Genomic DNA, 20,392 nt, shown 5'->3' with positions numbered 1-20,392 from the left:
TCAGGACACGTTCCGGGCGTCCGCCCAGACCCCCTCGAACTCCTCGCGGTAGACCTCCAGCAGCCCCGGCTCGGTGCCGCCGGGCTGCTGGCCGGCGCCGCCGCGCAGGATCAGTGCCGGGGACTCCATGCCGCGCGAGCGGCGCAGGTAGGGCTGGATGACGCCGAGGTCGCGGCCGGCCCGGCGGCCGGCCACCGGGCCGGTGGGGCGGGGGCCCTCGACCAGGTAGGCGGTGAAGCGCGGGGTCTCGTCGAAGACCCTGATCTCGAAGCCGCCCTGGTCCCGCAGCCGGGCCCGGACCCGCCGCACGTGCATGATGTTCATCTCGATGGAGCGGGACAACTCGCCGCGGGAGAGGCCGAGTTCGCGTTCGCGGCGGCGGGTGGCGCTGCTCGCCGGGTTGAGGAACAGCAGCCGTACCCGGCAGCCTTCGCCGGCGAGGCGGACCAGGCGCTTGCCGGTGTAGTTCTGGCAGAGCATGCCGAGGCCGATGCCGAGCGCGTCCAGCCGCCGGGCGCCGTCGAGCAGGTCCTCGACCGGGAGGTCGCGCTGCAGCCGGACCCGGTCGGCGTGCACGGCGACGACGTCGGCGTAGCGTCCGGCGACCAGGGACTCGACCACGTCGGCGGGCACCCCGCCCGCGCCGCCGTCGAGGACGGCGAGCAGCCGGGCGGCGGCGCGCTCGGTCTGGGCCAGCACGGTCTGGGTGAGCACCCGGTTGCGGGAGACCACGTGCCGGGCCACTTCCAGTTCGTCCAGGGCGAGTTCGATCTCGCGCCGGTCGGCGAGGTAGGGCTCGAAGCAGGGCCAGTGCTGGACCATCAGCTCGCGCAGCTGGGGCAGGGTGAGGAAGACCAGCGGGTCGTCGTCGGCCGGGTCGAGGAGGTAGCCCTTGCGGCGGCTGACCTCGCGCACGGCGCCGGCCCGGTGGGCCCACTCCTCGCCGGCCGGGCCGGCCGCGGCGGTGACCCAGTCCTCGCCGTGGGCGGGGGCGTAGATGGGGTGCAGCACCTCGTCGACCAGGGAGCGCAGCCGCTGTTCGACGAGGTTGAGCCAGACGTAGGCGCGGCCGGAGAGCCGGACCCGCTGGTAGGAGTCCTCCCACTCGGCGGCCGACCAGGCGAGCGCGGGGACCTCGACCGGGCCGCCCTGGGCGGGGACGAGGGCGCGGCCGGTCATGGTGGGCCGCATGACCACCGTGGGCGCCTCGCTGCGGACGCCGCCCCGGTCGGGGCCGTCGGGCCCGGAGCCGCGGCCGCCAGCAGGGAACACCATGCGCCACCTCATCTGCGGCTGACCCCCGCGGACGCGGGGGCCGTTGACGGACCGTTGACAAGCACCGGTCGGCCGGAGCGGCCGGACGATCAAGGGTACTGCCCGCCGCGAGCCGCCCGCAGCCGGATCGGCCAGGGGCCCTCCGGCGCCCCTCCCGCACCGGTGGCAACAGTTTTCACACGAATGCCCGCCGGACACCCGTTCGGAGCAACCCCGGCGGTACCTCCCGGCCGCCGGGGAAGGGCTCGGGGAGTATCTCGGGGAGTGTGCGGGCTGTGCCGTGCGTCACGGACCCCAGGGCCGCACATGCCCGGCCGCCCGGCCGGGAAGAGAGCGTCCGGGCCGGCCGCCCGGCCGGACCGCGTGTCGGACTACAGATCAGTTTCCGTATGCCACAAGGAAGTTGAGGACTCATGCAGGTCTGGCCCGGTAAGCCCTACCCCCTCGGCGCCACCTACGACGGGGCCGGCACCAACTTCGCGGTGTTCTCGGAGAGTGCCGACCGGATCGAGCTGTGCCTGATCGACGAGGACGGCTCGGAGACCGCCGTCGAACTGCGCGAGACGGACGCCTTCGTCCGGCACGCCTACCTCCCGGGCGTCCAGCCCGGCCAGCGCTACGGCTTCCGGGTGCACGGCCCGTACAACCCGGGCCTGGGCCAGCGGCACAACAGCGCCAAACTGCTCCTGGACCCGTACGCCAAGGCGATGAGCGGCCACATCGACTGGGACGAGTCCGTCTACGGCTACCACTTCGGCGCGCCCGAGCGCCGCAACGACCTCGACTCCGCCCCGCACACCATGCACTCGGTGGTCATCAACCCGTACTTCGACTGGGGCACCGACCACCCGCCGCGCACCGACTACCACCGCACCGTCATCTACGAGGCCCACGTCAAGGGCCTCACCCGGCTGCACCCCGGCATCCCCGAGGAGATCCGCGGCAGCTACGCGGGCCTGGCCCACCCGGCGGTGATCGAGCACCTGGCCAAGCTGGGCGTCACCGCGATCGAGCTGATGCCGGTCCACCAGTTCGTCCGCGACCACCGGCTGCGCGACCTCGGGCTGGCCAACTACTGGGGCTACAACACCGTCGGCTTCTTCGCCCCGCACTCCTCCTACTCCTCCACCGGCGACAGAGGCCAGCAGGTGCAGGAGTTCAAGTCGATGGTCAAGGCGCTGCACGCGGCCGGGATCGAGGTGATCCTGGACGTCGTCTACAACCACACCGCCGAGGGCAACCACCTCGGGCCGACGCTGTCGCTGCGCGGCCTGGACAACGTCTCCTACTACCGCCTCGCCCGGGACCAGCGCTTCTACGAGGACACCACCGGCACCGGCAACAGCCTGCTGATGCGCAGCCCGCACGTGCTCCAGCTGATCATGGACTCGCTGCGCTACTGGGTCACCGAGATGCACGTGGACGGCTTCCGCTTCGACCTCGCCGCCACCCTGGCCCGGCAGTTCCACGAGGTCGACCGGCTGTCCTCGTTCTTCGACCTGGTGCAGCAGGACCCGGTGGTCTCCCAGGCCAAGCTGATCGCCGAACCCTGGGACCTCGGCGAGGGCGGCTACCAGGTCGGCAACTTCCCGCCGCTGTGGACGGAGTGGAACGGCATGTACCGGGACACCGTGCGCGACCTGTGGCGCGGCGAGAACGCCGCCCTGGCCGAGTTCGGCTCCCGGCTCACCGGCTCCTCCGACCTCTACCAGGACGACGGCCGCCGCCCGATCGCCTCCATCAACTTCGTCACCTGCCACGACGGCTTCACCCTGCGCGACCTGGTCTCCTACAACGACAAGCACAACGAGGCCAACGGCGAGGACAACCGGGACGGCGAGTCCTTCAACCGCTCCTGGAACTGCGGCACCGAGGGCCCCAGCACCGACCCGGCCGTGGAGGAGCTGCGGGCGCGCCAGCAGCGCAACTTCATCGCCACCCTGATGCTCTCCCAGGGCACCCCGATGCTCTCCCACGGCGACGAGCTCGGCCGCACCCAGGAGGGCAACAACAACGCCTACTGCCAGGACAACGAGCTCGCCTGGGTGCACTGGCCCGAGGGCGACGGCCCGGCCGCCCGGCTGCTGGAGTTCACCCAGGGGATGATCTGGCTGCGCCGCGACCACCCGGTGTTCCGGCGGCGCAGGTTCTTCCACGGACGGCCGGTCCCCGGGCGGCACGGCTCGGTCGCCCCCGCCCCGGACGGCTACGACGACCTCACCGACATCGCCTGGTTCACCCCCGCCGGGGAGGAGATGACCAAGCGCAACTGGGGCGCCAGCTACGCCAAGTCGCTCACCGTCTTCCTCAACGGCTACGCCATCTCGGAACCGGACCGGCGCGGCGGGCGGATCGTCGACGACTCCTTCCTGCTGATGTTCAACGCCCACTTCGAGCCGCTGGAGTTCACCGTCCCCGCCGACCACGGGCAGGAGTGGCAGGTCGTGGTCGACACCGCGCAGCCCCGGCTGCCCGCCCCCGGGACCGGGGCCCGGGTCAAGGCCGGGGACGCCCTATGGCTCACCGACCGCTCGCTGATGGTGCTGCAACGACCGGCCTAGCGACCGCGCAGGGGCCGTGCACGGGCCGTGCAAGGGCCGTGCAAGGGCCCGCCGGGCGCTCATAGGGATCTTGCGCTCACCTGTTCGGGTCAGCAGCGGGTCTTGGCGGCGGGCCCGGCCGGGTACCTATGGAGCTATGACCTCCGCCGCCGAGCCCGCGCAGCCCCGCCCGGCCGCTACCCCTCCCACCCCCGCCCCCACCGCCTCGTACCGCCTCCAGCTCCAGCCCGGCTTCACCCTCCGCGACGCCACCGCCGCCGTCCCCTACCTGGCCGCCCTCGGCGTCTCCCACCTGCACCTCTCCCCGCTGCTGGAGGCCTCCCCGGGCTCCACCCACGGCTACGACACCGTCGACCACACCCGGATCAGCGAACAGCTCGGCGGGGAGGGCGCGCTGCGCGCCCTGGCCGCCGAGGCCCACCGGCACGGCCTGCGGCTGCTCGCCGACGTGGTGCCCAACCACATGGCCGTGCCCGTCCCCGAGCGGCTCAACGAACCGCTCCGGCAGGTGCTCCGGGACGGACCCGACTCGCCGTACGCCCGCTGGTTCGACATCGACTGGACCGCCCAGCCCGGCCCCGCCGACGCCCCGGAGCGCGGCCGGGTGCTGCTGCCGCTGCTCGGCGACCGGCTCGGCGCCGTCCTCGACCAGCTGGTGGTCGACGGCGGGGTGCTGCGCTACCACCGGCACGAGCTGCCGCTGCGCCCCGGCACCGAACGGCTCCCGCTCCCGGAACTGCTGGCCCGGCAGTGGTACCGGCTCGCCTGGTGGCGGCTGGCCCGCACCGAGCTCAACTACCGGCGCTTCTTCACCGTCAACGAGCTGATCGCCGTCCGGGCCGAGGACCCGGAGGTCTTCGCCGCCACCCACGCCGTGCTGCTGCGGCTGCACGCCGAGGGCGTCCTGGACGGCTTCCGGATCGACCACCCCGACGGCCTCGCCGACCCGCGCGGCTACCTGCGCCGCCTGGCCGACGCCACCGGCGGCGCCTACGTCGTGGTCGAGAAGATCCTCACCGGCGAGGAGCGGCTGCCCGCGGACTGGCCGGTGGCCGGCACCACCGGCTACGACGCGCTGCGCCGCATCGACGGCGTGCTCACCGACCCCGTCGGCGCCCGCCGGCTCGCCGAGGCCTACGAGGCCTTCCTGCGCGGCGGGGCGGTCGCGGACGACGAGCCGGTGGACTCCTCCGGCCGGGACCCCCACCCGGCGGTCGCCGCCGCCCGCCGCGGCCGGGCCGAGATGACCGGGCCCGGCGGCGAGCTGACCGCCGAGGTCGAGCGGCTGGTCCGGATCGCGCTGCGGATCGGCGCCGCCGAACCCGCCCACGCCGACCACGCGCCCTGGCAACTGCGCGCGGCGTTGCGCCGGCTGCTCACCGACTACCCGGTGTACCGGCCCTACGCCCGGCCCGGCGAGCCCGCCGACGACCCCGCGCTGCCGGTGGACGGCGCAGCCGACCCGACCGGGCACCTGGTCGCCGCCCTCGCCCTCGCCCGGCTGGGCCGCAGCGACGACAAGGACGAGTTCTGCGTGCGCTTCGCCCAGACCGCCGCCGCCGTGGCCGCCAAGGGCGTCGAGGACACCGCCTTCTACCGCTGGAACGCGCTGCCCGCCCTCAACGAGGTCGGCGGCGAGCCCGCCCGGCCCGGGCTGTCCCCGGCCGCCTTCCACGACTGGTGCCGCTACCTGGAACGCGACTGGCCGCACAGCATGACGGCGCTCTCCACCCACGACACCAAGCGCAGCGCCGACGCCCGGGCCCGCCTCGCCGTCCTCGCCGAGCAGCCGCAGGCCTGGGCCGCCGAGGCCGCCGCCTGGTCCGCCGCCGCCGAGCTCGCCGCCGGGCCCGCCGCCCCCGGGCTGGACCGGGACGCCGACTGGCTGCTCTGGCACACCCTGGTCGCCGCCTGGCCGATCACCCCGGACCGGCTGGTCGCCGCCCTGCTCAAGGCCGTCCGCGAGGCCAAGCTGCACACCTCCTGGACCAGCCCCGACGCCGGGTACGAGCGGGCCCTGGAGCAGCGGGCCCGCGCCGTCCTCGGCGACGCCGGGCTGCTCGCCCGGATCGAGGGCCGGGTGCGGGAGCTCGCCCCGTACGCCCGTGCCAACACCCTGGCCGCCGCCCTGCTGCACCTGACCGTCCCCGGCGTGCCGGACCTCTTCCAGGGCAGCGAGGAGCCGCTGTACACCCTGGTCGACCCGGACAACCGGGGCGTGGTGGACCTCGGCGCGCTCGCCGTACGGCTCACCGACGCGGCCGCCCCGCGCCCCGGCGACCTCGCCCGGGAGAAGCTGCACCTGACCGCCACCGCGCTGCACCTGCGCCGCTCCGGCCCGCTCGGCGCCTACCGGCCGCTGGCCGCCCCCGACCACCTGCTCGCCTTCGCCCGCGGCGAGGACGTGGTCACCGCCGTCACCCGGTTGCCGTACGGGCTGGCGGCGGCGGGCGGCTGGCGCGACGCCGTCCTGGAGCTGCCGCCCGGCGGGCCGTGGACCGACGAGCTGTCGCTGCGCGGCTTCCCCGCCGGTCCGGTGCCGGTGGCGGACCTGCTGGCGACGTACCCGGTGGCGCTGCTGACGAGGAGGGGCCGATGATGTCGCGCTACGAGGTCTGGGCGCCGAACGCGACCCGCCGGGTCGACGTCGAAGTGGACGGCAGCGCCTATGAGTTGGCGCGCTGCCCGGAGCGGGACGGCTGGTGGAGCGGCGAGGCCCCGGCGGGCGACTACGCCTTCCGGCTCGACGGCGGCCCACCGCTGCCCGACCCGCGCTCGCCCCGCCAGCCGTACGGCCCCGACGGCCCCAGCCGGGCGGTCGACCACACCGCCTTCCGCTGGTCGCACACCGGCTGGCGCGGCCGCACCCTGCCCGGCGCGGTGCTCTACGAGCTGCACGTCGGCACCTTCACCGCCCGCGGCACCTTCGAAGCGGCCGCCGAACAGCTCGACCACCTGGTCGAGTTGGGCGTGGACCTCGTCGAACTGATGCCGGTCTGCCCGTTCCCCGGCAAGCACGGCTGGGGCTACGACGGCGTCGCGCCCTGGGCCGTGCACGAGCCCTACGGCGGCCCGGAGGGGCTCAAGCGCTTCGTGGACGCCGCGCACCGCAAGGGCCTCGGGGTGGTGCTCGACGTGGTGCACAACCACCTCGGCCCGTCCGGCAACCACCTCCCCGCGTACGGCCCGTACTTCACCGACCGGCACCACACCCCGTGGGGCTCGGCGGTCAACCTGGACGCGCCCGGCTCGGACGAGGTGCGCGCCTACCTGGTCGGCAGCGCGCTCGCCTGGCTGCGCGACTACCGGATCGACGGCCTGCGACTGGACGCGGTGCACGCCCTCGTCGACGACCGGGCCGTCCACTTCCTGGAGGAACTGTCCCGGGAGGTCGAGAAGTTGGCGGCCTCGTCCAACCGCCCACTGTTCCTGATCGCCGAATCCGACCTCAACACCCCGCGCACCACCGCCGCCCGCGAGGCCGGCGGCCAGGGCCTCACCGCCCAGTGGAACGACGACTTCCACCACGCCCTGCACTGCGCGCTCACCGGCGAATCCCAGGGCTACTACGCAGACTTCGCGGCCGCACCGCTCACCGCCCTGGCCAAGACGCTGCGCCACGGCTTCTTCCACGACGGCACCTGGTCCTCCTTCCGGGGGCGCGGCCACGGCCGCCCGTTCGGGGCCGATGCGGCGGGCCACCGGCTGCTCGGCTACCTCCAGACCCACGACCAGGTCGGCAACCGGGCGCTCGGCGACCGGATCTCCACCTCGCTCACCCCCGGCCGACTGGCCTGCGGCGCCGCGCTGGTGCTCACCGCGCCGTTCACCCCGATGCTGTTCATGGGCGAGGAGTGGGGCGCCGCCACCCCCTGGCAGTACTTCACCGACCACACCGACCCGGCTCTGGCGGAGGCCGTCCGGCAGGGCCGGCGACGGGAGTTCGCCGAGCACGGCTGGGCCGCCGAGGCCGTCCCGGACCCGCAGGAGCCGGCCACCGTGCTGCGGTCGGTGCTCGACTGGACCGAGCCCCGGCGCGCCCCGCACGCCGAACTCCTCGACTGGCACCGGACGTTGATCCGGCTGCGGCGCGAGCGGCCGGAGCTGGCCGAACCGGACCTCGGCGCGGTGCGGGTCGACGTCGACGAGGCGGCGGGCCGGCTGGTGCTGCACCGGGGGCCGTACCGGATCGCGGTCAACCTTGGCCCGGCCGAGGCCCTGCTGCCGCTGGGCGGCACCGGGCGGGAGGTGGTGGCGGCCTTCGGGGCGGCCCTGCTGGAGGACTCGGGGGTGCGGCTTGCGGCGGACGCGGTGGCGGTCGTGCGGACCGGCTGACTCACCAGAGGAAGGTGCCGATCCGGTCCCGGAGCGAGGCGGCGTCCAGGCCGTAGGCGGCCAGGTGCTCCGGGATCGACCCGTACTGCCGGTGCTCCTCGCGCGGCACGCCCAGGGCCAGCACCCGGTGCGGGCGGTCGCCCAGCGCCGCGTGCGCCTCGTTGGCCGAGGTGCCCGCCAGGTACGGCTCCACCAGCACCGCGTCCGCCTTGTCGCCCAGCGCGGCGCGCAGTCCGGCGGCGTCGAAGGGGCGCACCGTCGCCGCGTACAGCACGGTGACGTCCAGGCCCTCGGTGGCCGCGAGCACCGCGTCCAGCATCGGGCCGACGGCCAGCACCACGCCGCGGCCGCCGGTGCGGACGGTGGTGAAGCGGCCGGGCTCGACGGCGACCGGCTCGGCGTTCTGGTGCGCGGAGAGCCGGACGTACACGTTGCGGTCACCGTCCGCGTAGGCGTCGCGCAGCAGCTGCTCGGCCTCGTCCGGGTGGCCGGGGACGTGCACCGTCCAGTCCGGCAGGGTGTCCAGCAGGGCGACGTCGCCCGGGGACATGTGGGTACGGCCGCCGGCCGGCCAGTCGTAGGAGCCGGCCGCGCTCACCAGCACCGCGCCGACGCCCTGGTGCACCAGGTCCAACTTGACCTGCTCCCAGGGTCGTTCGATCAGGAAGCTGGCGAAGGTGTGGGCGACCGGGCGCATCCCGGTCAGCGCCAGTCCGCCGGCCGCGCCGATCAGCAGCTGCTCGCGGATGCCGACGTTGACCACCCGGTCGGGGTGGCGCCGCTGGGCCGGCTCGAAGGCGGCGGCGGTGATGTCGGCGAGCACCACGGCCAGTCGGGGGTCCTCGTCCAGCAGTCGGGTGGTGACGTCGACGAAGCGGTCGCGCATGGTGTCCATCGGTGAAGTGCCTTTCGCTGCGCTCTGGTCGGTGCGCTCGGGGGTTCTACGAAGCGGTCAGGAGTTCTACGGAGCGGTCAGGGGTCCGGCGGCGCGGCCAGGGGGCCTGCGGCCCGGTCAGGAGTCCTTGGGCTCGACCCGGGCGACCACCGCATGCGGGCGCCCCGGGTGCTCGGCGGTGTACGCCCGGTACAGCGCCTCGTGGTCGCGGCCGTCGACGGTCGCGGTGGACCACCCCTCGGCGGCGAAGCGCCGGGCGATGCCGCCCTGCCAGCCGTGGGTGGCCGAGGAGTTGTCGATCACCACCACGTGGAGCCGGTCCAGGCCGTACGCGCCGGCGAAGGCCACCGCCTCGTGGTTGGAGCCCTCGTCGAACTCGGCGTCGCCGACCAGCACCCACACCGCCGGGTCCGCCAGCCCCTGGGCCCGCAGCCCGAGCGCGGTGCCCACGCCCAGCGGCAGGCCGTGGCCGAGCGAGCCGGAGGCGATCTCCACGCCGCGCAGCAGGGTGCGGTCCGGGTGGTGGCCGAGCGGCGAGTCGTAGCCGCCGAAGCTCGGCAGCACGGCCGGGTCGAGGAAGCCCTTGGCCGCGAGTACGGCGTAGTAGGCCATCGGGCCGTGGCCCTTGGAGAGCAGGAAGCGGTCACGGTCCTGGGCGTCGGCGGTGTCCGGGGAGACCCGCAGTACCCGGTCGTACAGCACCCACAGGGCGTCCAGGGTGGAGGTGGCGGCGGGGCCGTGCTTCTCGTCGCCGGTCATCAGGGCCATCAGGCCCGGCAGGTCCGTAAAGCGGGCCCGGGCCGCGGTTTCCGTGCTGGTCGTCGTCGTCATGCGTCGATCGTGCAACTTAAAGCGAACTTGAGGTCAAGCCGCTACAGTGAGTGCCCATGACCGCGATACCCGGCAGCGCCCGCACCGCTGCCCCGCGCACCGCCGCCCCGCGCCCCGGCGACCTGCTCACCATCGGCCAGCTGGTCGCCCGCAGCGGGCTGGCCCACTCCGCGCTGCGCTACTACGAGAGCCTCGGCCTGATCCACGCCACCCGCACCGCCGGCGGCCAGCGCCGCTACCCGCGCGGCACCCTGCGCCGGGTCGCCTTCGTCCGGGCCGCCCAGCGGGTCGGCCTCTCCCTGGACGAGGCCAGGGTCGCCCTCGACCGGCTGCCCGAACGCCCCGCCCCCAGCGGCACCGAGTGGGACGTCGTCGCCGAGTCCTGGCGGGGCCGGATCGACGAACAGATCGCCGAACTCGAACGGCTCAAGGCCAAGCTCACCGGCTGCATCGGCTGCGGCTGCCTCTCGCTCACCCGCTGCGCCCTGTACAACGCCGACGACCGCGCCGCCGAGGCCGGCCCCGGCGCCCGCTACCTGCTCACCCGCGACCCGGACAGCGGACCGGAGCCCACCCCGCCGGGCCTCCCGGACGGCTGCGGCCCCCGGGAGCGGCGTGCAGCGGGCCCTGGGTGCTGAAAAGCCTTTGCCGACGGGCCGTTGGTGTGCCTACAGTGCGGGCATGCTGCCCCTGGTGGAGACGGACGAGCAGGGGGACGCGGTCCTCGCCGACGAAGCGGTGATGCGCCCGGGAGCCGAGGCGCTGTGCGCGCGACTGGGCGTCCGCGGGGCGGTGCTGGAGCGCTTCGCGGAGGGCTCCGTCCCGGTCTACGCGGTGGGCACCGAGCACGTGCTCAAGCTGTTCCCGGCACCCTCCGCCCGGGAGGCACTGGCCGAGGAGCGCGTCCTGGCCTTCCTGGAGGGCAGGCTCCCCGTCCCCACCCCCGCACTCCGGGCGGCCGGCGAGTACGTCAACGGCTGGCGCTACGTCCTGATGTCCCGCCTGCACGGCGAGGGCCTGGCCCCCGCCTGGCCGCGCATCCCGCAGGGCGCACGCGAGCGGATCGCCCGTGACTGCGGCGAGGCGCTCGCCGCCCTGCACGCCCTGGACGCGGAGCCGCTCGCCGACGCCCTCCCGCCCGGCGCCCTCCCGCCCGGCGACTGGCCGGCCTTCCTGGCCCGGCAGCGCGCGGGCGCCCTCGCCCGGCAGCGTGAACGCGGTCTGCCCGAGGCCTGGCTGGAGCAGATCCCGGACTTCCTCGCCACCGCCCCGCTCCCGGCCACCCCGCAACGCGCCCTGCTGCACACCGAGTTCATGCGCGAGCACCTGATCACCGACCCGGCCGACGGCTGGCGGCTCACCGGCCTGATCGACTTCGAGCCCGCGATGGTCGGCGACCCGGCCTACGACCTGGTCGCCGTCGGCCTGTTCACCACCCGCGCCGACCCGCAGCTGCTCGGGCGGCTGCTCACCGCCTACGGCCGCCCCTTCGAGCCGCGCCTGCTGATGGCGTACACACTGCTGCACGTGTACAGCAACCTGCCTTGGTACCTGCGGGAGTTGAGGCCATCGGCGCGGACGCTGGACGACCTCGCCGAGGAGTGGTTCGGGACCGCCTAAGGGCGGGGGTCCGTGCGCAGCAGGCCGTAGTAGACCATGTCGCGCCACTCCCCGGCCCGGAAGACCATCGACCGGTGGACACCCTCGCGGGTGAAGCCCAGCTTCTCCAGGACGCGCTGCTCGGCGAGGTTGCCGATGTCGGTGTCCGCCTCAACCCGTACCGCCGTGGTGTGCGCGAACAGGTAGTCCACCAGCAGACGGTGGGCCTGGGTGCCGATGCCCCGCCCCCGCGCCTGCGGCATCAGCTGCGCGCCGATGCTCCAGTACGGGTTGTTCGGCCGCGCGGCCTTGCGGGTGGCGGCGACGAAGCCGAGGAACTCACCCTCGGTGGCGACGGCGAAGATCGACTGCTCCTCGCTCAGCAGCCCGTGCTCGGCCCAGCGGCGGCGGAAGCGCTCCGGATCCGCCCAGCCGAACCACTGGAACTCGCCCAGCGCCTCGGGGTCGTTCAGCATCCCGCCCAGGGCGGTGAGGTCGGCTTCGGCTATCGGGCGGAGGAAGATCTTCTCTGGGTCCATGCCGCCACCAACGACGGAGATCGTTTGACCGTTCCTCAGGCCGGGGCGGGGGCGGGGGCCGGGACGGACCGGGCGAGCCGGAAGCCGACGTCGTCGATCCGCAGGGTCGGATGGCTGCGGCGGCGGACGGAGGCGCGGCAGCTCCAGTGCTCGTCGAACCAGCCGCCGCCGCGCAGCACGCGGTAACTGCCGTACACCTCGGGGTCGTAGAAGTCCCAGCACCACTCCCACACGTTGCCGAGCAGGTCGTACAGCCCGTAGGCGTTGGGCCGCAGCCCGCCGACCGGATGCGGGCGTTCGCCGGAGTTGCCGCGGTGCCAGGCGATCTCGTCCAGCGGGCCGTAGCGCGGCCCGTCGGTTCCGGCGCGGCAGGCGTGCTCCCATTCGGCCTCGGTGGGCAGCCGGTGGCCGTCGGCGGTGCGGTCCCAGACGACGTCCTCGCCGTCGATCCGATAGGCGGGTGCGCGGCCCTCGCGCCGGGACAGCTCGTTGCAGTAGCGGACGGCGTCGAGCCAGGAGACGCTGTGCGCGGGGCGGCGGTCGCCGGTGAGACCCTCGTACTCCTCGCGGGTGACCGGACAGGGCGCCAGCTCGAAGGGGGCCACCTCGACGCTCCAACTCCGCTGGGTGCGGCGGTCGGAGAGCGTCACGCGGCCGGGCGGAACGGCGATCGGTCCGGTACGGGGCTCCATGATCGCCGATCCTACGGCCCCGCCCTTGCCGCCCCGGCCGCCCGGCTCGGGCCCTTCGACCCGACTCAGCCCTTCGACCCGACTGCGCCCAGCAGGTCGATCGCCCCGCGCTCGGCCAGTTCCTCCGCGTGCGCGGGCAGCGGGGTGCCCGCGTGCAGGTGCGGCCGGACGACGGCGAGCGGCAGGCCGACGACCGCGAGGGTGACCCGGTCGAGGTCCAGCGGCGTCACGGCGCCGAGCCGCTCGGCGAGCCCCTCCACCGCCTCCCGCACCCGCCGCCCGGCCTGCCGTTCGCGCCCCAGCTGCTCCTGCGGCCACTCGGCCCGGCCGAAGGCCTCCGCGCCGTGCAGCAGGACGACGGCCCCCTCCCGGTGCGCCCGGCTCCAGGCGACGACCTGCCGGGCGGCCGCGCCGGCGACGAGCCGCGGCTCGGCCTGCCCGGCGAGGACCGGCAGGTAGGTGTCGTGGAACTCCCCGAGCGTGCGCAGCCACAACTCGGCCAGCAGGGCGGAGCGTTGGGGGAAGCGGTGGTAGACGGAGCCGTTGGGCGCACCGCTCTCGCGGGCCACGGCGGACATGGTGACGGCGGCCGGACCGCCGACGGCCGCGAGGCGCACGGCGGCGTCGAGGAGGGTGGCTTCGTCATGGCGGGGTGGCCTGGGCATGCAATGGAGAGTACTCTCCAATTCAATTGGAGGGACCCATCCAAAACCAGGAGGACCCGCTGTGGCCGTGCTCAACATCCACGAACGCACCATCCCGGCACCGGAGTCGACGGTCGGCGCACTCCTCGACGGCCTCGCCGGCCCGGACGACCGGCTCTGGCCCGGCCCCGACTGGCCCCCGCTGGAGCTCGACGGCCCGCTCGCGGTCGGCGCCGCCGGCGGGCACGGGCCGGTCCGCTACCGGGTCGTCGGCTACCAGCCGGGCCGGTGGGTGCGGTTCCGGTTCAGCGGGCCGCGCGGCTTCGACGGGTTCCACGAGTTCACCGTCCAGCCCGCGAACGGCGGCTCCCTGCTGCGCCACACCATCGCGATGCGCCTGCACGGCCCGAGCCGGCTGACCTGGCCGCTGGCCTTCCGCTGGCTGCACGACGCCCTGCTGGAGGACTCCCTCGACCGGGCCGTCCGCGCCTGCGGCGCCACCGTGGACTCCCCGGCACGATGGAGCGCCCCCGTACGACTGCTGCGCCGACTGGCCCACCGCTGACCACGGCACGCCCTCTGGCGTCCGCAGCTGACGCACCGCCAGGATGGTTCCCTGCCAACGGGATCAGCGGACGAGAGGCGGCGACGGCCATGGCGGTCATGACGGTCAGCACAGTGGTGGAGGCCCCGGCCGAGCGGGTCTGGGAACTGATCGGGGACTTCCACGCCCTCGGCGAGTGGCACCCCCACCTGCCGACGAGCCGGCTCGGCAACGCGCTGACGGGGAACGCGATCGGCGCGGTCCGGGTCTTCGAGTTCGACGGCGTCGTCCTGAACGAGATGCTGGTCGCCTACGACGGCGAGGCCCGGGCCTACACCTACAGCTTCCCCGACGGCACCTTCCACTTCGACCGCTACCGCGCCACCCTGCGGGTCACCCCGGTGACCGAGCTGGACACCAGCTTCGTGGAGTGGAGCGTCACGTACGACATCGAGGCGGAGCACCGCAAGGAGTCCACCGAGCGCGTGCACGGCGTCTTCACCGCCGGTCTGGCCGCCCTGCGGGAGCGCTTCGCGAACTGAGCCGGACGGCGGGCGGGCGGCGGGCGGGCGGTGCACGGCGCACGAGAAGTCGACCTGGTCGACTTCTCGTGCGCAGGCCCCCACCCTAGGCCTGCGGTGCGCCCTCACCCGTCGCGGTCAGGCGGCGCCGAGCCGCGGCGAGGAGTTCGGCGGACAGGCCCGGATCGTCGCTCGCCCGGGCGAGCATCAGCGCGCCGACCATCGTCGACAGGTCGGCGAGCGCCGCCTCGCGCCCGGCCGGGTCGGGCAGCTGCTGGAAGCCGTCGACCAGGTCGCGCAGCCCGGCCGTGAAGGCGGTGCGCAGCGGGGCGCCGGGTTCGGCCCGGGCCGCGTCGGCGGCCAGCGCGGCGGCGGCGCAGCCCTGGCCGGGGTGGTCGCGGTGGAGGGCGGAGAGGTAGCGGGCGAGGAACTCGGCGCGGGGGGTGCGCCGCTCGTCCGAGGGGTCGTCGTCCGCACCAGGGTCCGCCAGCGCGTCCATGGCCTCGCGGCGTTCGGCGAAGGCGGCGGTGAGGGCCTGGGCGACGAGGTCGTCCTTGGACGAGAAGTGCCGGTAGAAGCCGCCGTGGGTGAGTCCGGCCGCGGCCATCGCCTGGGGGACGCTGACCTGCTCGGAGCCCTTCTCCCGGATCAGCCTGGCGGTGTGGTCGATGACCTCCTGACGGTGGCGTTCGGCCTCGGCGCGTGAGACGCGGGGCATGTCCGCGCTCCCTTCGTCGTCCTGTGGTGGTGTCCCGGCGGCCCCCGGTGGTGCTCCCGGTGGCGGTCCCACTCTCCCATCCGGGGCTCCCTTGCCCATTTTAGATGATGGCCATAATCTAAAACCAGTGGGGAGCCCCGGCGACGGGGCACCACCCTTCCGAGAGCGAGGAACACGCACATGACCGTGATCGAAGGCTCCACCGCGCTGGTCACCGGAGGCCTCCGCGGCCTCGGCCGGGCGTTCGTCGGAGAACTGCTGGCCCGCGGCGCGACGAAGGTCTACGCCACCGCCCGCACCCCCGTCCCCAGCGAGGACGCCCGGGTGGAGGTCCTCGCCCTGGACGTCACCGACGACGCCTCGGTGGCCGCCCTCGCCGAACGGGCCCAGGACGTCGACATCGTCTTCAACAACGCCGGCGTCCTGCACCCCGGCGCCCTGCTGACCGCCGACCTGCGGCACGTCCAGGACACCTTCGACACCAACGTCCTCGGCCCGCTGCGGATCGCCCGTACCTTCGCGCCCGTGCTGGCAGCCCGGGGCGGCGGGGCACTCGTCGACATCCACTCCGCACTGTCCTGGGGCGCGGGCGCGGGCGCGTACGGGGCCTCCAAGGCGGCCCTGTGGTCGCTCACCAACTCCCTGCGCCTGGAGCTCGCCGCCCAGCACACCCAGGTCGTCGGCGTGCACCTGGGCTTCGCCGACACCGAGATGGTGGCAGCTCTGCCCGTCGACAAGCTCCCGGCCGACGAGGTGGCCCGCATCGTGCTGGACGGCATCGAGCGCGGCGACCGCGAGGTGCTCGTCGACGACGTCTCCCGGTCGTTCAAGGCCGCACTCGCCGGGCCGGTGGAGGGCCTGACCGTCCCCTTCCGCCGCTGAGCCGCCGCATCCCTGCACCGCTGAGGAGAACACCCATGCCCCTGTGGCACGTCTACCACCCCCGCGGCACCTACAGCCCCGAGCAGAAGCAGCGGATGGCCGCCGACATCACCGGCATCTACACCCGCTTCGGGCTGCCGAAGTTCTACGTGATGACGCTGTTCCACGAGATCGGCGCCGACGACTTCCACGTCGGCGACCAGCCCACCCAGGACGCGGTACGGATCGTGGTCGAGCACATCGCCCGCCACACCGAGGACCCCGACCTGCGCAAGCGCACCCGGGAGGCGCTCGCCGCCGTCCTCGCGCCCCACACCACCGATCGCGGCCTGTACTGCGAGTTCCACGTCGACGAGACGCCCCGCGACCTGTGGATGATGGACGGGATCTCCCCTCCGCCGTCCAACAGCGAGGCCGAACAGCTGTGGGTCCGGGAGAACCGCCCGGTGCCGTACTGACCGGCCTTAGGAAGTGCCGCCCGGCACCCGCCCGGTGCCGGGCGGCCAGGTGTGACCGGCCTCGTGCAGCTTCGCCGGCGCCAAGTAGTCATTGCCCAGCATCACCTGGGCCAGCCGGGCCGCCGCCGCGACGACGTCGGGCCAGCCGGGGGCATCCAGGAAGTCCTCGTCGGGGGCCTGGGCTCCGACCGCGTCCTGCACCGCGCCGTACGCGGCGCCGAGCCGGGCCATCAGCGCGACCTCCTCCTCGGTGCGCAGGCTCAGGCCGAGATGGCGCTCGGGTTCGTCCGCGTCGCAGAAGTCGTCGAAGAGCACGTGCACGATGTGGTCGAGGTTCTCGAACTGCCTACGGTCGAGCCACACTTCCCGCTGCCAGGTCGGGCTGGCCAGGGAGACGACCGCGGGCACGACGTGCAGCCGGAAATGGGGGAAGGCGATTCCGTGATCGATCACGGGCCGACGGTACCCACGTAGCGCCCGACCGGGCAGTCATTGAAGAGCGCTGCCCGCTAAAGGACCAGAACGAACCAGTCGGCCACCGAGACCGCTGCGGCGAGCCCGCCGAGGGCGACCGCCGCCCGGCCGTGCTCCAGCCCCCGTGCCCGCTGGAAGGCGGCGATCAGCACGCTGATCGCCGCTACCGGCATGAGCAGGAACGCCAGGAACCAGGCCCAGCCGCCCAGGGCGAGCGCGGCCAGGAGGCCGATGATCAGCAGCGGCACCCACACGGCGGCCACCGTGAACCCGGCCGCCGCGCACGCGACCCGGAACCGGTCCTGACGCCGGTAGAAGACCGGCACGGCACAGACGGCACCGGTCAGCAGCCCGACGGCGAAGAGGAAGAGCCGCAGACCGGCCCCACGCGTCGGCGCGATGAGCACCAACGGCACCAGGGGCACCGCACTTGCCACCCCGGCCAACCACCGCGCACTCGTGGGCACCACGGCCATGCCTCCACCCCTCCTTTGAACGCGTTCAAACGTAACACGCGGGAATGGGGACGATCAGGTGGGCTCGACGTCCCCGATCTCCGCGAGCAGCCGCCTACGGACGGCAGCGGAGGCGCAGGGGAGTCGACGGGCCAGCTCGACTTCGAGTCGCCGACGTTCAGCCCGGAGGAGTCGGGCGACGGGGGCGCGGGAGCAGTGCTGGAACCAGAGGTCGCGGAGCCGGTCGATCACGCCGCCACCTCGCCCCACACGATCTTGCCGATCGGCCGGCGCGGGCAGCAGCCCCAGCGCTTGGCGAGGGAGTCGACGAGCTGGAGGCCTCGCCCGGTCTCGCCGTCGAGACCGGGCGAGGAGAGGGAGGGGACGCGGTCACCCCGGGCGTCGTGGACCTCGATACGGAGGCGGGTGGGGTCGACGTCGAGGGAGAAGTAGATGAGGTGGCCGATCGGGGTGCCGTGCAGGACGGCGTTGGTCACGAACTCGGTGGTGATGACGAGCCCGGAGTCGAGGAAGCGCTCGCCGTGCGGGGTGGAGGAGAGGAGAGCGGCGAGCAGCTGGCGGGCCATCGCGGACGAGCGGCGGCTGCGCGGGAGCCAGATGGTGGAGGAGGTTCGAGACATGGCGAAGTCACCTTCCAGGCACATGACATGAGTGGAGAAGGCCGGGCGACCACGACGGCCGCCCGTAGGCGTCCAACACGAAGCGCCTCACGAGGGTGCGCTACAGCCTTACGCCATGCATGTCACGCACAGGCAGCGCTTCGTCACGCACAGCATGGAGCATCGCCGCGAATGATCGCAAGGCAAGTCGATGAAATATGAAAACTTTCAGATCTGATGGCTAGGCGCGCCCTCTAGGCTGTTGCCGATGGTGGCGAACCGTCACCACTCGCATGCACACTGGTCCTTGAACGTCATGGAGGGGTTACGTAGATGGCAGTCGCAGTGCCAGCAGTGCGGTACCGACGCATCGCCGCCGAGCTGAGAAGGCTTCGCGAGTTGAAGAGCCTCTCCGCCGAAGAGGTCGCCGCCCAGGTCGACGGCATCAACCTGGTGAAGCTCAGCCGGTACGAGAACGCCCGGGTCCAGCTCAAGCCGGATGTCGTCCGCGCCCTGCTCGACTTCTACGAGTGCGACGAGGAGCTCAAGGAGGTCCTCGTCGAGATCCTCCGGGACAAACGCCGCCCGGGCTGGATGGCGGGCTACGAGCAACTGAACCCGCTCTACACGGACTTGATCCGGCTCGAAGAAACGGCTGTTGGCAACAAGTCGTACGAGTCTGCCTACATCCCCGGCCTCCTCCAGACGCGCCAGTACGCCCACACCATCATCGCCAGCGGCGTGATAAACAAGCCCAGCGTCGAAGAGCGGGTGGAAGTCCGGATCAACCGGCAATCCGTCCTCACACGGTCCGAGAACCCACTGAAACTGTGGGCCGTGATCCACGAGGCAGCCCTGACCATGGGCGCCGCCCCAGGGGTCATGACAGACCAGTTGGACAAGCTGCTGCAGTTCAGTCAGCTCCCCAACATCAGAATTCAGATCATGCCGTCCATGGCTCCGCCGCACCCTGGCATGACCGGCTCGTTCGCACTCCTGGAGTTCCGGCAACGAGATCTCGACCTGGTTCTGCTCAGCGGCATGCTCAGCAGCGATTGGGTTGAAGACCCGGGCCAAGTCGATATCTATCGAGCGGCGTTCGACGAGATCATGGCAACCGCCCTGGACCTCGACCAGTCTCGTAGCCTCATCGCACAGAAGAGAGACATGCTCAAGTGACCCATTTCCCTGTCGCCTCCGCGCTCCCCATCCAGTGGAGGAAGGCAAGCGCCAGCAACCCCAACGACAACTGCGTCGAAGTAGCCGATGCCATCACGGACATCGTCCCGGTCCGCGACAGCAAGGACCCCCACGGCCCGGCGCTCGCCTTCTCCCCCGACGGGTGGCAGTCCTTCATCGCCGGCATCCGCTCCGACGACTTCCCCGCCACCCCCTGAATCACCCCGGGCGGCCCCGCGCACCGCGCGGGGCCGCCCGGATACCCGCTGTGGCACGTCTCGCGCACATGGACGTCCCCGAGCATGAAGCCGTGATCGAATTACCCAAGCACATAATGCAGTTCTTCCCGGAGGTGAGCGGTGGCGTCAGCCCCCACGCTTGAGGACCTGCTGCGGAACTGCACCCGCTCGGCGCTCCATCTGGAGATGCGCGACGGATATATGCGCGACGACCCCTTGTTCCTCCGCTGGCTCAGCGGGCAACGGGACGATCCGGCCGACCAGGCGTCCTGGTGGAGCCCTTGGTTGCAGCTGATCGAGGAGACCACCACTCGCGGCATCGACGTACGACGCGCCCGCATCATCTCCGAACCGGCAAGCGAGTACATCCGGTTCGAGCATGAGATCACGTTCCGCAACATCGCTTCCGGCGAGCAGGTCAGATGGCTTCCCCGTCGACAGGCGACCGACCTGGCACTCCCCGGCAACGACTTCTGGCTCATCGACGGGCAGCACCTCTTGGTCCACCATTTCAGTGGCGAGGGCGACTTCGTCGACGACGAAGTCACCCTCGCCCCGCAAGCCGTGAGCCTCTGCGCGTCGACTTTCGAGGCCGTCTGGGCACGTGCCGTCCCCCACCAGGAGTTCCGGCTGACCTGAGGAACCTGCCCGGACGGTGACTCCCCGACCGTGTGGGTCGACGAGGCGACCTCCGACCTTGTCATCCAGGACTGGAAGATCGACGAGGACACCGAAACGCCGAACTTTCCGGGAAAGCGAAGGATTCGTCCACTACACAGCACGCCGGAAGCGGTCACCGACCGACCCCGCCACCCCCTGAATCACCCCGGGCGGCCCCGCCTCCCGGCCGCCGAGTACCCACTGCTGCGCACCCTCGCCCCGCTGCTGATCGACCACGACGCGGAAACGGAGTTCACCACCGGCCTGGACG

General features: G+C 73.0%; 24 protein-coding genes. 13 read left to right on the top strand and 11 right to left on the bottom strand.

Annotated features, from left to right (window positions below; translation table 11 throughout):
• Positions 1-1,275: an SAV2148 family HEPN domain-containing protein gene (locus tag ACFY2K_RS41030; RefSeq protein WP_375890110.1), complete on the bottom strand. Its 1,275-nt coding sequence runs from the start codon at positions 1,273-1,275 to the stop codon at positions 1-3.
• A 413-nt stretch (positions 1,276-1,688) separates the two neighbouring features.
• Between ACFY2K_RS41030 and glgX the strand changes: the two genes are divergently transcribed.
• The 3 genes from glgX (at position 1,689) to treZ (ending at position 8,171) form a co-directional block, all read left to right on the top strand.
• Positions 1,689-3,836: a glycogen debranching protein GlgX gene (gene glgX, locus ACFY2K_RS41025; RefSeq protein ID WP_375890108.1), complete on the top strand. Its 2,148-nt coding sequence runs from the start codon at positions 1,689-1,691 to the stop codon at positions 3,834-3,836.
• Between the two features lie 136 nt (positions 3,837-3,972).
• Positions 3,973-6,435, top strand: a complete 2,463-nt coding sequence (treY, locus tag ACFY2K_RS41020; RefSeq protein ID WP_387717864.1) for a malto-oligosyltrehalose synthase — start codon at positions 3,973-3,975, stop codon at positions 6,433-6,435.
• The gene (treZ, locus tag ACFY2K_RS41015) at positions 6,435-8,171 is read left to right on the top strand and encodes a malto-oligosyltrehalose trehalohydrolase (protein WP_380529346.1); all 1,737 of its coding nucleotides are present in this window, start codon (positions 6,435-6,437) and stop codon (positions 8,169-8,171) included. The genes treY and treZ overlap by 1 nt, the downstream gene beginning before the upstream one ends.
• Position 8,172: 1 nt before the next feature.
• On the opposite strand, the gene ACFY2K_RS41010 is transcribed toward treZ, so the two are convergent.
• Both ACFY2K_RS41010 and ACFY2K_RS41005 read right to left on the bottom strand, forming a co-directional pair.
• Positions 8,173-9,066 (bottom strand): transketolase family protein, encoded by an 894-nt coding sequence (locus tag ACFY2K_RS41010; RefSeq protein WP_380529332.1) that lies wholly within the window; start codon positions 9,064-9,066, stop codon positions 8,173-8,175.
• A gap of 117 nt (positions 9,067-9,183) precedes the next feature.
• A complete protein-coding gene (locus ACFY2K_RS41005; RefSeq protein ID WP_387717861.1) occupies positions 9,184-9,897 on the bottom strand; it encodes a transketolase in 714 nt (237 codons plus the stop codon).
• 56 nt (positions 9,898-9,953) lie between these two features.
• On the opposite strand from ACFY2K_RS41005, the gene soxR reads away from it, so the two are divergent.
• Both soxR and ACFY2K_RS40995 read left to right on the top strand, forming a co-directional pair.
• On the top strand, positions 9,954-10,535 hold the full coding sequence (gene soxR / locus ACFY2K_RS41000; RefSeq protein WP_375890103.1) for a redox-sensitive transcriptional activator SoxR: 582 nt from the start codon (positions 9,954-9,956) through the stop codon (positions 10,533-10,535).
• A 43-nt stretch (positions 10,536-10,578) separates the two neighbouring features.
• Entirely contained in the window at positions 10,579-11,517 is a 939-nt protein-coding gene (locus ACFY2K_RS40995) for an aminoglycoside phosphotransferase family protein (protein WP_387717858.1), read from the top strand.
• On the opposite strand, the gene ACFY2K_RS40990 is transcribed toward ACFY2K_RS40995, so the two are convergent.
• The 3 genes from ACFY2K_RS40990 to ACFY2K_RS40980 form a co-directional block, all read right to left on the bottom strand.
• Positions 11,514-12,035 carry a GNAT family N-acetyltransferase gene (locus ACFY2K_RS40990; RefSeq protein WP_375890100.1) on the bottom strand — a complete coding sequence of 174 codons (522 nt, stop codon included), beginning with the start codon at positions 12,033-12,035 and terminating at the stop codon, positions 11,514-11,516. The two genes, ACFY2K_RS40995 and ACFY2K_RS40990, sit on opposite strands and share 4 nt — an antisense overlap.
• Before the next feature lie 35 nt (positions 12,036-12,070).
• On the bottom strand, positions 12,071-12,727 hold the full coding sequence (locus ACFY2K_RS40985) for a formylglycine-generating enzyme family protein (protein WP_380529338.1): 657 nt from the start codon (positions 12,725-12,727) through the stop codon (positions 12,071-12,073).
• A 65-nt stretch (positions 12,728-12,792) separates the two neighbouring features.
• Positions 12,793-13,392 (bottom strand): TetR/AcrR family transcriptional regulator, encoded by a 600-nt coding sequence (locus tag ACFY2K_RS40980; protein WP_380529340.1) that lies wholly within the window; start codon positions 13,390-13,392, stop codon positions 12,793-12,795.
• Positions 13,393-13,453: 61 nt separating this feature from the next.
• Here ACFY2K_RS40980 and ACFY2K_RS40975 point away from each other — a divergent pair, with 61 nt between their 5' ends.
• Both ACFY2K_RS40975 and ACFY2K_RS40970 read left to right on the top strand, forming a co-directional pair.
• Positions 13,454-13,936, top strand: coding sequence for an SRPBCC family protein (locus ACFY2K_RS40975; protein ID WP_380529342.1), 483 nt, complete (start codon positions 13,454-13,456; stop codon positions 13,934-13,936).
• Positions 13,937-14,034: 98 nt separating this feature from the next.
• Positions 14,035-14,457 (top strand): SRPBCC family protein, encoded by a 423-nt coding sequence (locus tag ACFY2K_RS40970; protein WP_380529344.1) that lies wholly within the window; start codon positions 14,035-14,037, stop codon positions 14,455-14,457.
• Between the two features lie 85 nt (positions 14,458-14,542).
• On the opposite strand, the gene ACFY2K_RS40965 is transcribed toward ACFY2K_RS40970, so the two are convergent.
• Positions 14,543-15,154 carry a TetR/AcrR family transcriptional regulator gene (locus tag ACFY2K_RS40965; protein ID WP_387717852.1) on the bottom strand — a complete coding sequence of 204 codons (612 nt, stop codon included), beginning with the start codon at positions 15,152-15,154 and terminating at the stop codon, positions 14,543-14,545.
• A gap of 180 nt (positions 15,155-15,334) precedes the next feature.
• Here ACFY2K_RS40965 and ACFY2K_RS40960 point away from each other — a divergent pair, with 180 nt between their 5' ends.
• Both ACFY2K_RS40960 and ACFY2K_RS40955 read left to right on the top strand, forming a co-directional pair.
• Positions 15,335-16,036 carry an SDR family oxidoreductase gene (locus ACFY2K_RS40960; protein ID WP_387717849.1) on the top strand — a complete coding sequence of 234 codons (702 nt, stop codon included), beginning with the start codon at positions 15,335-15,337 and terminating at the stop codon, positions 16,034-16,036.
• 35 nt (positions 16,037-16,071) lie between these two features.
• Positions 16,072-16,494 (top strand): tautomerase family protein, encoded by a 423-nt coding sequence (locus ACFY2K_RS40955; RefSeq protein ID WP_387717846.1) that lies wholly within the window; start codon positions 16,072-16,074, stop codon positions 16,492-16,494.
• 6 nt (positions 16,495-16,500) lie between these two features.
• Here ACFY2K_RS40955 and ACFY2K_RS40950 read toward each other — a convergent pair whose 3' ends face one another.
• From ACFY2K_RS40950 to ACFY2K_RS40935, 4 genes are read right to left on the bottom strand one after another with little or no spacing between them, the layout of a single operon-like run.
• On the bottom strand, positions 16,501-16,947 hold the full coding sequence (locus ACFY2K_RS40950; protein WP_387717843.1) for a hypothetical protein: 447 nt from the start codon (positions 16,945-16,947) through the stop codon (positions 16,501-16,503).
• 56 nt (positions 16,948-17,003) lie between these two features.
• Positions 17,004-17,444, bottom strand: a complete 441-nt coding sequence (locus tag ACFY2K_RS40945; RefSeq protein WP_387717840.1) for a hypothetical protein — start codon at positions 17,442-17,444, stop codon at positions 17,004-17,006.
• Between the two features lie 54 nt (positions 17,445-17,498).
• On the bottom strand, positions 17,499-17,675 hold the full coding sequence (locus ACFY2K_RS40940; RefSeq protein WP_387717837.1) for a hypothetical protein: 177 nt from the start codon (positions 17,673-17,675) through the stop codon (positions 17,499-17,501).
• A complete protein-coding gene (locus ACFY2K_RS40935) occupies positions 17,672-18,064 on the bottom strand; it encodes an ATP-binding protein (protein WP_387717834.1) in 393 nt (130 codons plus the stop codon). The genes ACFY2K_RS40940 and ACFY2K_RS40935 overlap by 4 nt, the downstream gene beginning before the upstream one ends.
• 312 nt (positions 18,065-18,376) lie before the next feature.
• On the opposite strand from ACFY2K_RS40935, the gene ACFY2K_RS40930 reads away from it, so the two are divergent.
• The 4 genes from ACFY2K_RS40930 to ACFY2K_RS40915 all read left to right on the top strand — a co-directional run.
• Positions 18,377-19,222: a helix-turn-helix domain-containing protein gene (locus ACFY2K_RS40930; RefSeq protein WP_387717831.1), complete on the top strand. Its 846-nt coding sequence runs from the start codon at positions 18,377-18,379 to the stop codon at positions 19,220-19,222.
• The gene (locus ACFY2K_RS40925; protein WP_380528496.1) at positions 19,219-19,440 is read left to right on the top strand and encodes a DUF397 domain-containing protein; all 222 of its coding nucleotides are present in this window, start codon (positions 19,219-19,221) and stop codon (positions 19,438-19,440) included. The genes ACFY2K_RS40930 and ACFY2K_RS40925 overlap by 4 nt, the downstream gene beginning before the upstream one ends.
• Before the next feature lie 141 nt (positions 19,441-19,581).
• Positions 19,582-20,100 carry a DUF6879 family protein gene (locus ACFY2K_RS40920; RefSeq protein ID WP_387717827.1) on the top strand — a complete coding sequence of 173 codons (519 nt, stop codon included), beginning with the start codon at positions 19,582-19,584 and terminating at the stop codon, positions 20,098-20,100.
• 30 nt (positions 20,101-20,130) lie between these two features.
• Positions 20,131-20,392, top strand: a 262-nt coding sequence (locus ACFY2K_RS40915; RefSeq protein WP_387717824.1) for a hypothetical protein, incomplete at its 3' end; no start/stop codon positions are given.

The sequence above is a fragment of the Kitasatospora sp. NPDC001309 genome, assembly GCF_042896295.1.
In the GTDB taxonomy this organism is placed as follows: Bacteria; Actinomycetota; Actinomycetes; order Streptomycetales; family Streptomycetaceae; genus Kitasatospora.
Note: the sequence above shows the minus strand (reverse complement) of the source record. Positions and strands in the feature narration are given on the sequence as shown.